Origin of the sequence: Sulfitobacter sp. W027, from assembly GCF_025143985.1 — a bacterium.
Lineage (GTDB): Bacteria > Pseudomonadota > Alphaproteobacteria > Rhodobacterales > Rhodobacteraceae > Sulfitobacter.
This window is the reverse complement of record NZ_CP083564.1, coordinates 898,304-911,280: the sequence shown is the minus strand read 5'-3', so window position 1 is coordinate 911,280 and position 12,977 is coordinate 898,304. Positions and strand designations below refer to the sequence as shown.

Annotated in this window: 13 protein-coding genes; 3 read left to right on the top strand and 10 right to left on the bottom strand. The window is 61.0% G+C overall.

The genetic code is table 11. The annotated features are described in order from the left end of the window. Positions 1 to 282 precede the first annotated feature (282 nt). The gene (locus tag K3759_RS04550; protein ID WP_259984522.1) at positions 283 to 1,317 is read left to right on the top strand and encodes a hypothetical protein; all 1,035 of its coding nucleotides are present in this window, start codon (positions 283 to 285) and stop codon (positions 1,315 to 1,317) included. 1 nt (position 1,318) lies between these two features. On the opposite strand, the gene K3759_RS04545 is transcribed toward K3759_RS04550, so the two are convergent. The 4 genes from K3759_RS04545 to mgtE all read right to left on the bottom strand — a co-directional run bounded on the left by K3759_RS04545 (position 1,319) and on the right by mgtE (position 6,023). Next, on the bottom strand, positions 1,319 to 3,091 hold the full coding sequence (locus K3759_RS04545; protein ID WP_259984521.1) for an SLC13 family permease: 1,773 nt from the start codon (positions 3,089 to 3,091) through the stop codon (positions 1,319 to 1,321). A 95-nt stretch (positions 3,092 to 3,186) separates the two neighbouring features. After that, positions 3,187 to 3,999, bottom strand: a complete 813-nt coding sequence (locus K3759_RS04540; RefSeq protein ID WP_259984520.1) for a TIGR00282 family metallophosphoesterase — start codon at positions 3,997 to 3,999, stop codon at positions 3,187 to 3,189. A gap of 57 nt (positions 4,000 to 4,056) precedes the next feature. Further along, entirely contained in the window at positions 4,057 to 4,623 is a 567-nt protein-coding gene (locus K3759_RS04535) for a 5-formyltetrahydrofolate cyclo-ligase (RefSeq protein WP_259984519.1), read from the bottom strand. Then, positions 4,620 to 6,023, bottom strand: coding sequence for a magnesium transporter (mgtE, locus tag K3759_RS04530; protein WP_259984518.1), 1,404 nt, complete (start codon positions 6,021 to 6,023; stop codon positions 4,620 to 4,622). Before mgtE ends, K3759_RS04535 begins: the two co-directional genes overlap by 4 nt. A gap of 122 nt (positions 6,024 to 6,145) precedes the next feature. On the opposite strand from mgtE, the gene guaD reads away from it, so the two are divergent. Beyond that, the gene (gene guaD, locus K3759_RS04525) at positions 6,146 to 7,447 is read left to right on the top strand and encodes a guanine deaminase (RefSeq protein WP_259984517.1); all 1,302 of its coding nucleotides are present in this window, start codon (positions 6,146 to 6,148) and stop codon (positions 7,445 to 7,447) included. A 24-nt stretch (positions 7,448 to 7,471) separates the two neighbouring features. On the opposite strand, the gene K3759_RS04520 is transcribed toward guaD, so the two are convergent. The 4 genes from K3759_RS04520 to K3759_RS04505 form a co-directional block, all read right to left on the bottom strand. Continuing rightward, a complete protein-coding gene (locus tag K3759_RS04520) occupies positions 7,472 to 7,891 on the bottom strand; it encodes a CAP domain-containing protein (RefSeq protein ID WP_259984516.1) in 420 nt (139 codons plus the stop codon). Next, positions 7,888 to 9,222: an 8-oxoguanine deaminase gene (locus K3759_RS04515; protein ID WP_259984515.1), complete on the bottom strand. Its 1,335-nt coding sequence runs from the start codon at positions 9,220 to 9,222 to the stop codon at positions 7,888 to 7,890. Before K3759_RS04515 ends, K3759_RS04520 begins: the two co-directional genes overlap by 4 nt. Positions 9,223 to 9,356: 134 nt before the next feature. Then, positions 9,357 to 10,157, bottom strand: a complete 801-nt coding sequence (locus K3759_RS04510; RefSeq protein ID WP_259984514.1) for an inositol monophosphatase family protein — start codon at positions 10,155 to 10,157, stop codon at positions 9,357 to 9,359. 70 nt (positions 10,158 to 10,227) lie between these two features. Next, positions 10,228 to 10,602, bottom strand: a complete 375-nt coding sequence (locus K3759_RS04505) for a helix-turn-helix domain-containing protein (RefSeq protein ID WP_259984513.1) — start codon at positions 10,600 to 10,602, stop codon at positions 10,228 to 10,230. A gap of 626 nt (positions 10,603 to 11,228) precedes the next feature. Here K3759_RS04505 and K3759_RS04500 point away from each other — a divergent pair. Next, entirely contained in the window at positions 11,229 to 12,005 is a 777-nt protein-coding gene (locus tag K3759_RS04500; protein ID WP_259984512.1) for a Bax inhibitor-1/YccA family protein, read from the top strand. 79 nt (positions 12,006 to 12,084) lie between these two features. Here K3759_RS04500 and K3759_RS04495 read toward each other — a convergent pair whose 3' ends face one another. After that, positions 12,085 to 12,774 (bottom strand): VIT family protein, encoded by a 690-nt coding sequence (locus tag K3759_RS04495; protein ID WP_259984511.1) that lies wholly within the window; start codon positions 12,772 to 12,774, stop codon positions 12,085 to 12,087. 16 nt (positions 12,775 to 12,790) lie between these two features. Continuing rightward, positions 12,791 to 12,949: a hypothetical protein gene (locus K3759_RS04490; protein WP_259984510.1), complete on the bottom strand. Its 159-nt coding sequence runs from the start codon at positions 12,947 to 12,949 to the stop codon at positions 12,791 to 12,793. Positions 12,950 to 12,977: the final 28 nt, after the last annotated feature.

Here is a 12,977-nt window from a genome sequence, read left to right as displayed (position 1 = left end):
TCCGCAGCAGCGCGCCCCCCACAGACCTTTTAATCTATCAGGCACCGCTTCTTTTCGGCAAATTCTTTCCATCTTTTCGGTGAATTGGGCGCAGCTCTAACGCATTATCGAAACATTCCACCCCCCTCATGGGCCATTGTTCTTTAGTATAGGTCAATCCCTCCTAATGCTGACGAATCACTCCATCTACATAGGGGTGAAATTGCCTTTGTTTTGCCCAAAACCCGCCGTACCCTCGTCAGCCAGCCAGTCTAGACAGACGAAAACACCAGCGGAGGCCCCATGGCACGACCCAAGGAACAAAGCTCTCAGGCGCAGATCGTCGCAGCGGCGCGCAAGCATTTCGGTCAGGACGTGGCGCGGGTGTCGGCCCCCGGGGGCGAAAACCGGTCGAGCTTTCGCCTGCATCTGACCGACCGCACGATCATCGCCACCCTGCGCCCCAACTTTCGCCGGACCCATTTGGAAGCGCATGTGCTGACTGAACTCGGTCGCCATTGCAGCGATCTACCCGAATGTTTGGGCGTGGTGGGGGAGATCATGTTCCAATCGGATGTGGGCAAACGCCGCCTCAACGTCGAGGTTGCGCAGGTGGAACCGGCGGCACAACTCGATCTGGCGGCACAGGCCGTTGCGGCCATCTTCCGCATCCACGGCGCGGCGCGCCAGACCGAGTTGAATGCCATCATGCCGCACCTTGGCAACAACCGCGACTGGGTGTTGAACTTCGTCGATGCGGTGGACTTCCTCAAAGACCTCGGTGGCGGGATCTCGGACCAATTCGACCGCACCGCGGCCTATGAGCGCATCAACGCCCCGGCGCGGCAGTTTGTGAAATGGGACTGCCGGTCAGGCAATGCCGCAATTGGCCGCGACGAGAAATTGCGCTGGTTCGACTTTGAATATGCCGGCCTGCGTCATGGGGCCGAAGACATCGCGTGGCTGATCGGGGATGAGGCGTGGCCCGTGGCACCGCAGGACATGGTCGACGTGGTGATCGAGGCCTTTGATCCCACCTGCGGCATTCCCCTGCCCGACTACCTCGACTATCTTTCGGTCTACCTGACCTTCCATGCGGTGCAGCGGCTTAAGCTGATCAGCAAGGAGGCCAAGAAGCGTGGCTGGCTGAGCAAGGACCGCATTCGGCGCTATGATGACGCGGGCGTACACCCCGAATTTGCGGCGCATATCTGCCGGGTTGGGGCTTATTTCTCAGACCAATCCGAACTGACCGCGCCACTGACCCGCAACTTCCTTGAAGCGCAGGCAGGCTTTGACGCGATCGCCGCTCAGACCGAAAAACAGCGCAGCGCCTGACCTACCAAAACAGCGGGATCACCGCGCTTACCAGCAGCGACATGCTTAAGTTAAGCGGGATCCCGATGCGCATGAAGTCGGTGAATTTATACCCCCCCGGCCCGTAAACCAGCGTGTTAGTCTGATACCCAATCGGCGTGGCAAAGGCGCAGGAGGCCGCGATCATCACCGCCACAACCAGCGGGCGCGGGTCCATGCCAAGCGCAGTGCTGAGGCTGATGGCGATGGGCGTCATGATCACCGCCACGGCATTGTTGCTGACGATCTCGGTCAGGGTCGTCGTCAGCAGGAACACGGACAGGATGATCCAGAAGGGCGGCAGTTCCGCCAGCCCCGGTGCGATATTATCGACAATCAGCGCAATAGCGCCCGAGTTTTGCAGCGCGGCCCCCACGGCCAACATGGCAAAGATCAGCGCCAGCAAGCGCCCTTCCACGAAAGAGAATGCCTCCTCCGCGTCGATACAGCCCGTCACTAGCACCACGGCCACAGCAATCACGGCCAAAGCCAAGATCGGCGCCACGTTGAAGGCCGCCAATGTGACGATCCCCACCAGCGCGGCGATGGCAATCGGCGCATGGCCCCGGCGAAAGGCGCGGGCCGAGGGTTGGGTTACATCGACGAGGTTCATGTCGGTGGCCAACCGCTGAATGTCCTCTGCCGCGCCTTCCAGCAGCAGCGTGTCGCCCACTTTGATGATCAATTGATCAAGCTGCTGGCCGATGTTCTGGTTCCGCCGATGCACCGCCAGCGCATAGACCCCGTAGCGCCGCCGCAACCGCATTGAGCCCAGCGAACGGCCCACCATCCGGCAGCCCGGCGTGATCAGCACCTCAACGGTCGTGGTCTCCACTGCCGAAAGCTGATCAACCCGGCGCAGTTCCTTGTTGTTTTGCAGGCTCAACAGCTCGGTCATCTGGGTCCGCAGCACCACGCGGTCTCCGACCTGAAGCTCAACGCCTTTAAGGTTGCGGCGCAATGAATCATCACCGCGCACCACGTCGATCAGCCGCACGCCTTCGCGTTTGAACAGCTGCACATCCAATACTTCACGGCCAATCAAGTTACTTTCCGGGGGGATCACCGCCTCGGTAAAGAACTTCATTTTAGAGCGGTCCGACAGCATATTCGCCATGCTGTCGCGCGCGGGCAGTAGCTTGTCTGCGAAGAACAGCATGTAGATCAGGCCCCACGCGCAGACCACAAGGCCAACGGGGAGGATCTCGAAGATACCGAAAGGCTCCATCCCCTGCGACCGTGCCACACCATCGACCAGAAGGTTGGTCGAGGTGCCGATCAACGTGAGAGAACCACCCATGATCGCGGCATAACTTAGTGGGATCAGCAACTTAGAGGCTTTGGTATTGAGCGTGCGGGTCAATTGCACCACCACCGGGATCATCACCACGACGACGGGCGTGTTGTTCATAATCGCACTGGCCGCCATGACAGACAGGATCACCCCCGCCACCGCCGTCTTAGGATGTGTCTTGGCCGACCGTTCGGCAAGCCGGGTCAGCACATCAAGCGCCCCGGTGCGCACCAGCGCCCCCATGATGATAAACATGGCCGCAATCGTCCAAGGCGCGGGGTTTGACAGTACTGCCAGCGCATCGTCATAGGGCAGGACGCCAATGGCCAGCAACAGCGCTGCACCGGCGATGGCGACCACTTCGGTAGGGAAAGCTTCGCGCAGGAAAAGCACGAACATCATGCCGACCACCACAAGGGTGAGTACGGCCGTCTCCATCGGAGAGAAGCTGAAAAATTCCATCAAGAACCTGTCATTCGGGCAAAAGGCCGTTGTCCAGTTACGCCGATTGACGCGCCCTGCGCAAGCCCGACGCAAAAGCGCATGCTGTCAGAACCTCAGGGCGCGCTGGCCTGTAAGGCACCGCCCTCGCGCACCGGCACGATCCGCGTGGCCCGGCCCGTGCGGTCATCGGTTTCGATATAAACGCCTGAGAGTGTCGCCTCGCCATTGGCCGGGGTGAAACGTTCGCGCGGCATGCCGGTGATGAAACGGCGCAGCGGCTCGGCCTTATCCATGCCGATCACCGAATGATAATCGCCGCACATGCCCGCATCGCTGAGGTAGGCCGTCCCGCCCGGCAGGATCATCGCATCGGCGGTGGGCACATGGGTATGGGTGCCGACAACAAGGCTCGCCCGCCCGTCGCACCAGTGGCCCATGGCCATCTTTTCGCTCGTAGCTTCGCAGTGCATATCGACGATGATCGCCTGCGCCATGCCGCCCAAAGGATGCGTTTTCAGCACCGGCTCCAGCGCCGAGAAAGGATCATCAAAGGGCCGTTTCATAAAGACTTGGCCAAGCGCTTGGGTGACCAGAACCTTCTTGCCGTTCTGCGCCGTGAACAGCTTGGCCCCTTTGCCCGGCGCGGATTTGGAGAAGTTCAGCGGGCGGATCACGCGCGGCTCCTGCTCGATAAAGCTGAGCATGTCTTTCTGATCGAAAGCGTGATCGCCAAGGGTCAGACAGTCAGCTCCGGCATCCAGCAACGTTTTGGCATGCGCGCCCGACAGGCCCATGCCCCCGGTCGCATTCTCGCCATTCACCACAATAAAATCGAGCTTCCAGTCGCGCCGCAGCCGCGCCAGATTTTCGGTGATCGCCCGCCGTCCGGCCCGGCCCATCACATCGCCAAGAAACAAAATCTTCATAAACTATGGACTAGGACGCAGACGCCTTGGCGGCAACCCTTATTCCGCCTGGGCGGGTTAGCGTTGCGTCACTTCGATCACACCGGCCTCTGTCACGATCAGGTCCAGCGGCTCATCGGTTTCCTCGAGCGGAATGTCATCCCACTCCTGCCCTGCAAAGGCGAAACCAATCGCCATCGTGGCCCTCCGCGCGCGCAGCATCGCTAGCGTCCGGTCATAAAACCCGCCGCCATAGCCCAGCCGCGCGCCTGCGCGGTTGAAGGCCAAGAGCGGCACAATCACGATCTCAGGTTCGAAAAAATCGTTATGTTCTGGGATCATCGCGCCGAAGCTGCCCGAAACCATTGGCGTCTCCGGCGTCCAGCGCGAGAAGGAGAGCGGATGGTCAGGCCACATGATCACCGGCACGCCAACCGGCCCATGGGCGCAGGCCTCTGCCATGGCGGGACGGGGGTCAATCTCGGTCCGGATCGGCATGAACCCCGAAAGCGGCACGCCACGGTAGCCTGCCAGCACCTCAGACAAATAGCCCCCCTGCGCGGCATTCGCCTGCTCAAACAACGGCTTGCGGCGGGCAAAGGCGGCCTTGCGCGCCGCGGCCTTGCGGGCCGCAGCATCACTCACAACAGCACCAGCGCCGCGAGACCGAGGAAGGCGAAAAAACCGACCACATCCGTCACCGTCGTCACAAAGGCTCCCGAGGCGAGTGCCGGGTCAATCCCGAACCGCTCCAGTAAGATCGGGATACCAGTGCCTGCAAGCCCCGCCACCACAAGGTTAATCACCATTGCCGTGGCGATCACATAGCCCAGCGCCGGAGAGCCGAACCAGATCACGCCGACGATCCCCATGATCACCGCGAAAATCACCCCGTTGACCAAGCCGACGAGAACCTCCCGCCGGATCACCCGCCAGACGTTGGAGCCGGTGAGGTCTTTGGTGGCAATCGCACGCACTGCCACGGTCAGGCTTTGCGTGCCTGCATTGCCGCCCATCGAGGCCACGATCGGCATCAGCACCGCCAGCGCCACGATCTGCGCGATGGCTGCTTCAAACTGAGAAATCACCATCGATGCCGCAATCGCCGTCACAAGGTTCACCGCAAGCCACGGCAGGCGCTGTTTGGTCGTTTCCGTCACCCGGTCAGAGAGAGAGCCTTCGCCCACACCCGCCAGACGCAGGATATCTTCTTCATGTTCCTCATCAAGCACCGCCATCGCGTCGTCGATGGTGATGACCCCGATCAGCCGCCCCTCTTCATCGACGACAGGGGCCGAAATCAGGTGGTACTGGTTAAACGCATAGGCCACGTCGCCCTCATCGCGCATGGCGGGAATGATCTGGAATGTGTCCTCCAAGATATCCGCCAGCCGCGTCTCGCGGCGCGAGCGCATCAGCTTGCCCAGTGTCACATTGCCCACCGGGTGCAGACGCGGGTCGACCATGACGATGTGATAGAACTGATCGGGCAGGTCTTCTTCCTTGGTGGCGCGCAGGTGGTCGATGGCTTGACCAACCGTCCAATGCTCGGGCGCCATGACGACCTCGCGCTGCATCAGACGACCGGCGGAATACTCCGGCCAGTTCAGCGCCTGTTCAACGGCGACCCGGTCAGTCTCCTCCAGCGCGTCGAGGATGGTTTCCTGCTGCGCATCCTCCAGATCTTCGATCAGGTCGACGACATCATCGCTGTCCAGCTCGCGCACCGCTTGGGTCAGAACCTGCGGCGACAGGATGGAGATGACCTCTTCGCGGATCGACTCGTCGAGTTCCGACAGAATCTCACCGTCGAATTCCTGCCCATAGAGCCGGATCAGCGCCGCGCGGTCATCCTCGTCGATCTGCTCCAAAAGGTCAGCGATGTCCGCCGCGTGCAGCGGTTCCATGAGCTGGGTTAGATGGGCCTGATCCCCGGCCTCCACGGTTTCAAGGATCGCGGCAACGGCCTTACGGTCCAGCATATAGGCCTCGGCAGTCTCCTCAGAGGCTACCGCCGGATCCAGCTCTTCGATCTGCTCTGACATCCGCTGCTCTCCGTGCCTGTGCCCTTGTTGGAGGCGACAATAGGCGAGCGGCCTCGGGGGTACAACGGCACCCGCGACGCTTCGGTATTGTTCCCCGTCTCGCCCTCACCTAAACCACTGGCATGACAAATCAACGACTCCTTTTGGGCGCAACGCTCAGCTATTCCGGCAACCCGATGCAAAGCGCCTGGGAGGATGCCGTGAAGATCGACACCGAAGGCGGTGTCTTGATCGAAGAAGGCCGGATCACGGCGGTTGGCAATCGAGACGCCCTGCGCGCCGCGCATCCGCAGACCGAGGTGACGCACTACGGCAACGCGCTGATTTGTCCGGGGTTTGTCGATGCCCATGTGCATTATCCCCAGACCGCGATCATCGCCTCTTGGGGCAAGCGGCTGATCGACTGGCTCAACACCTATACCTTCCCCGAAGAGATGCGCCTGTCGGATCCGGCCTATGCGGATGAGATCGCCGCGCGTTATTTGGACCTGACGCTGGCCCATGGCACCACCACGGTCGCGTCTTATTGCACGATCCATCCCCACAGTGCCGACGCGCTGTTTCAGGCGGCAGAGGATCGCGGTCAACGGATCGTGGCGGGCAAGACCTGCATGGATCGCAACGCCCCTGAGGGGCTGCGCGACACGGTGCAATCGGCCTATGAAGACAGCAAAACGCTGATTGAGCGCTGGCACGGCAAGGGCCGCGCGAGCTATGCAATCACGCCGCGTTTCTCTCCGACCTCGACGCCCGAGCAACTCTCGGCCCTCGGTGCGCTTTGGGCAGAGCATCCGACCTGTCTGATGCAAACCCACCTCAGCGAACAGACGGATGAGATCGAATGGGTGCGCGGGTTGTTTCCTGAGGCCCGTGATTACCTTGATACCTATGAGACCCACGGACTGCTGAACGAACGAGGCCTTTACGGCCATGCGATCCACCTAGAGCCGCGTGAGATCGACCGGCTGGCAGAGACGGGCGGCGCGTTGGTGCATTGCCCGACCTCCAACACTTTCATCGGTTCCGGGCTGTTTGACATGACCGGCCTTGCCGCGCGGGGCATTCCGCTGGCGCTGGCGACGGATACCGGGGGCGGCTCGTCGTTTTCGATGCTGCGCACCATGGCGGCAGCCTATGAGGTCGGCCAGTTGCGCGGCACGCCGCTACATGCGGCGCAGCTGATCTGGCTTGCCACCGCAGGCTCGGCCCGCAGCCTTCATCTGCAGGATCATGTGGGTTCTCTAGCGACTGGGATGGAGGCGGATATCACCGTGCTATCGCTCGACTCGACCCCCGCTATCGCACAGCGTCACGCGGCTGCCAAAGATATCTGGGAAAGCCTCTTCGCCACCATCATGATGGGCGATGACCGCGCGATTGCAGATGTTTGGGTTGCGGGTGCGCGTCGGGGTGGCACGGCGTAACGCACCACCCGCGATTGGGTCACGTCAGCAGGGCGCGCCCAACACCATGACCCAGACCTCGCTATCGGTCCGCACCAGCCCCATCTCTTCGGCGCGGCTGTCGACCATATTGCGGTAATGCCCCGGCGAATTGGTCCAGCCGGTCATGACCTCATCCAAGGACTGCTGCCCCTTGGCGATGTTTTCAGCGACAAAACACCATTGATAGCCCGCCATCGCGGCACGACGGCCTACATCCGTGCCGTCGCGGCCCTTGTGGCTGAAATAGTCATGCTCTGCCATATCGCTGGCATGGGTTCCCGCCGCCTGCGCCAAGCGGCTGTCATAGATCAACGGTTTGAGCCCCTGCACATCCCGCAGCGCGTTTACGCGCTCCAACCCCATCGGGTCGGCCCATGCTGGCATCCCTGCCAACATAAGTATCGATAGAAAAAATGGCCTCATTCAGCCAAGCCTTTCGCCAATTCGTTCTGCCGCGCCACCTGTGCGGCCAAGTCAATCGTGGTGACGCGACCATCGCGCACCACCTGACGGCCTTCAACGAAAAGGTCGCGCACCGCCGTCGGACCGGCAAGAAGCAGCGCAGCAGGATCCCAACTGCCCGCGCTTTGCACACCCGAGACATCCCAGATCGCCACATCGGCCCGTTTGCCGGGCATCAGGCGGCCGCAATCAGCGCGCCCCAGCACATCCGCCCCGCCCCGCGTCGCCAGTTCCAGCGCCGCACGCGGGCTCATCGCATCAGCGCCGCGGGTCACGCGCTGTAACAGCATCGCCTGCCGTGCCTCGGCGGCCAAATTGCCGCTGTCATTGCTGGCCGACCCGTCGACGCCCAGCCCCAGCGACACCCCCGCATCCAGCATCGCCCGCACCGGCGCGATGCCTGACCCAAGGCGGCAATTCGAACAGGGGCAATGCGCCACCCCCGTGCGGGTCCGGGCAAAGAGGTCAATCTCGGACGCGTCCAGTTGCACGCAATGGGCATGCCAGACGTCATCGCCCAGCCAACCAAGGCTTTCGGCATATTCGCCGGGGCGGCAGCCGAATGTCTCTAGCGAATAAGCAACGTCTTCGGTATTTTCGGCCAGATGGGTGTGCAGCATGACACCCTTGTCACGGGCCAGCAGGGCCGTGTCGCGCATCAATTCGCGGCTGACGGAGAAGGGCGAACAAGGGGCCAAGCCAACGCGGCACATCGACCCTTCCGCGGGATCGTGAAACGCATCAACTACGCGAATGCTGTCTTCCAAAATCGCCGCTTCACGCTCGACCAGCGCGTCCGGGGGCAATCCGCCGTCGCTTTCACCGATACTCATCGATCCGCGCGTGGGGTGAAACCGCAGACCAAGCTCGGCAGCGGCGTGGATCGTATCCTCCAGCCGCACGCCGTTTGGGTAGAGATAGAGGTGGTCCGAACTCAGGCTACAGCCCGACAGCGCCAGTTCCGCCAGCCCGATTTGTGCCGAGACGAACATATGCTCCGGCCCCATACGCGCCCAGATCGGATAGAGCCGCTGCAGCCAGCCGAAGAGCAGCGCATTCTGGGCCCCCGGCACAGCGCGGGTCATGCTTTGGTAAAGGTGATGATGCGTATTCACGAGGCCGGGTGTGACAACACAGCCCTTGGCCTCGACAATCTCTCCCCCTGTCCGGAGGTCTTGCCCGATCTCGGCAATCACCCCGTCGCGCAGCAGCAGGTCCGCGCCTGCAAGCTCCCGCCGGGTATCGTCCATCGTGATAAGATAATCCGCGCAGCGGATGAGAGTTTCGGCCATAGGTCACACTTTTCTTGACGCCCGCCTCATGAAAAGTGTGGGAGGTCGGTGGAAAACGGGCAAGAGAACCGACCTATGCGCCATTTATCGCAACATTCCCGTCCCGGTCAATCCGTGGCTTTTTGACAATGTGATCAAAACGCCGATAGGATTTGCAACGCTTGCGCGTGGATTTCTGGGTTAGCCGCGGCGAGCGCCCTGCCCCCTTCATGCACCGGATTGCCCCGCCAATCGGTCACGACCCCGCCCGCGGCTTGGATCACCGCAATGGGCGCTTGAATGTCATAGGCGTTCAACCCCGCCTCGATCACCAGATCGACCTGTCCGGCCGCAACCAGTGCATAGGCGTAACAGTCCATGCCATAGCGCGTCAGCAATGCTTGCGATGCAACGGCACGAAAGGCGCTGGCCTCTTCGCTGCTGCCGACTTCGGGGAAGGTGGTGAAAACGATGGCTTGCCGCAGATCGCGTGCTGCACGGGTTTTTAGGGCATGCCGCCCATGCGGTCCGGTCAAAAACGCGCCATCCGGAGCGCCCTCAAACCGCTCTCCAATATAGGGCTGGTCAATAATGCCATAGAACGGCCCTAAAGCATCGGAGACAGCAATCAGCACCCCCCAAGTCGGCGTGCCGCTGAGAAAGCCGCGCGTGCCGTCAATGGGGTCAAGCACCCACGTCAGCCCCGAAGTACCGGGCTGCGCACCGTATTCTTCACCCAAGATCCCATCCATGGGCCGCTCCGCTGCCAAGATATCGCGCATCGCCCGTTCGGCGGCACGGTCAGCCTCTGTCACCGGGTCAAAGCCTAAGCCGAGCTTATTGTCGGCCTCAAGGTCAAGGCTCCGGAAATAGGGTAGGATCACGTGGCGAGCGGCATCCGCCATGAGGTGGGCAACGCGGCGGATATCGGGATCAAAATCGGTGGTTTTCATCATGGCCAAGACCTGACAGCTTGCGCCGGTTTGCGCAAGCCTGTCAGCGCCTTACAAGGAAGCCGGGGATAAATCAGGCCACGTCGCTTAATACGCGGGCCAGCTCAAAAAGCCTGCGCCGCTGATTTTCCGGAATGGCATAGTAAGAGCGCACCAGTTCCATCGCTTCTTTGTCGGCCATCAGATCGGCAGGTAGCCCGTCAATCGGCGCAGAGCCATCGACCGCCTCGTCTTTCAGCCCCTCAAAAAAGAAGGACACCGGTACTCCGAGCGCATCTGCGATATCCCACAGACGCGATGCGCTGACCCGGTTCGCCCCAGTCTCATATTTCTGTATTTGCTGAAACTTGATGCCGACAAGTTCTGCTAGTTTTTGTTGGGTCATCCCGGTCAACCACCGCCGTTGCCGGATGCGTTTTCCCACATGCACATCTACCACATGTACCATATTGCCTAATCCTTATAGGGGCACATGCCACCGTGCCAACCTCATTTCCAAACAAGAACGAATTGCGCCGTCACCCCGCGCAATACCGCAAGGGTTGCGCAAGAGTTCTACCCCCTATCATAGCGGTTGCGCTCAATTCGGCCAAGAAATTTTACGTGATGGTAAAAATCCGCCTCATATCGACTGCAACCTCAGGCGGTGCAACGCTCCTATCCTCTCACTGCCAGACGGATGTTAAAGTGCTATGTTCCTTGACTTTATTGCTTCCCCGCTTAGCAACCAGTGGGTGAACGCAAAGAATATCAATCGGTTCCCAGTCAATGCAACAAATGCCACATTTTTGACCTCAAGGCTTTGCGAACGGTCATCGCGCTGCGTCCGCCGCGGGCCAAAAGAATAGGAATTTTTTCGCTGATCGACTCACTAGGGGCAGCGCTGCGCGTCCCGAATGAGGGTCTCAGCCAGTCCGCGCTTTGTTCCATGACCCGAACGCTCCGAAATCCGCAATTATCGCCTTGAAATCAGGCGGCAAGACACTTGAAATTTCGCCTCTCACACCCGATATTCAAAGCCAAGAACGTGTCGGCTCGCTTTCGACACGCAATTTTGCCAATGGGAGTCACTAAATGGCTGACGTCAATACAATTCGCTCAACCGCTGGGACGCGCGCCTCTGCGATCGACGCAGGCCTGCGCGCTCATATGAACAAGGTGTATGGCACCATGTCGATTGGCATGCTGATCACCTTTGCCGCCGCATGGGCCATTTCCGGCCTGTCGGTTACCACCGATCCTGCCGCTGGTGCCGCTCAGCTGAGCGAGAGCAAATACCTGACGCAGATCGGCTACGCGCTCTATGCCTCGCCGCTGAAATGGGTTGTGATGTTCGCGCCCTTGGCCTTTGTCTTTGGCTTTAGCGCGATGATCAACAAAATGTCCGCTGCGACGGCGCAGACGGTTTTCTATGCGTTCGCCGCTGTCATGGGCATCTCGATCAGCTCGATCTTCTTGGTCTTCACCGGCTATTCGATCGCGCAAGTCTTCCTGATCACCTCGATCGCCTTCGCGGGTCTGTCGCTCTGGGGTTACACCACCAAGAAGGACATCTCGGGCTGGGGCAGCTTCCTGATCATGGGCGTGATCGGCCTGATCGTCGCATCGATCGTCAACATCTTCCTCGCCTCCTCGGCGCTGATGTTTGCGATCTCCGCCATCGGTGTTCTGATCTTTGCAGGTCTGACCGCCTATGACACGCAGAAGATCAAAACCGAATACCTCGCCCACGCGCATCACGGCGACACCGAATGGTTGGGCAAAGCCGCCATCATGGGCGCGCTGAGCCTCTATCTGGACTTCATCAACATGTTCATGATGTTGCTGTCGCTCTTCGGTAATCGCGAGTAATCGCTTTACCTCTCAACAAGAAAGGCCGGTTCCCAGAGGAGCCGGCCTTTTTCTTTGGCGGTCGCATTACAGTGAGACTTCAGCCAATCGCGCCGAAGAGATGGCCCACCCCAGCCGTCACAGCCATGGCCAAACCGCCCCAGAAGACCACGCGCCGTATCGCAGGCCATTTCGGCGCACCGCCTAGCTGCGCGCCGCCCACCCCCAGCATCACCAGCGCAAGCATCGCCACCAGCGCGACCGACAGACCCCGTACCCCCATTGGCGCGAGACCTGCCGCAAGCAGAGGCAGCCCGCCGCCCAATCCAAAAGCCAGTGCCGAGGCGCCCGCCGCCTGCAGGGGATCGGCCTGACCAGCAAGGCCGAACATGCCCAACTCCTCCCGCGCATGGGCGCCGAGCGCGTCATGGTCGGTCATCTGCGCGGCTACTTCCAAGGCGAGGTCGCTCTCCACGCCGCGGTTCTCCAACCCTTCCGCCAACTCGCTAAGTTCATAGTCGGGGTCTTCGATCAGGGCGACGCGCTCACGTTCCAGATCTGCACGTTCGACATCCGCTTGGGCAGAGACCGACACATATTCCCCCGCCGCCATCGACAGCGCCCCGGCGGTCAGGCCGGCAAGCCCGGTCAATAGGACATTGCCATGCGTCATCCCGGCGGCACTCACCCCCACCAGCAGGCTGGCCGAGGAGACGATACCATCGTTGGCGCCCAAAACGGCGGCGCGCAGCCAATTGCTGCGGTTAATGTAGTGACCTTCTCTGGGCATCTCAGCCGCCTTACGTCTATTGCGGCTGGTACACCAGAACATGTGCCGGGAAGATGACGGGGCGGTCGCCGCCCACGCCGGTGAAGCCGACGCTGCCGGTGGGCTCTGCCCGGTCCAGCGGGGCGCAGGCCCCCAGTGTCAGCAACAAGATCGCAGCGGTCAATTTGGCAGACATGGCAGTTCCCCGGCAGTTGATGTTGAGG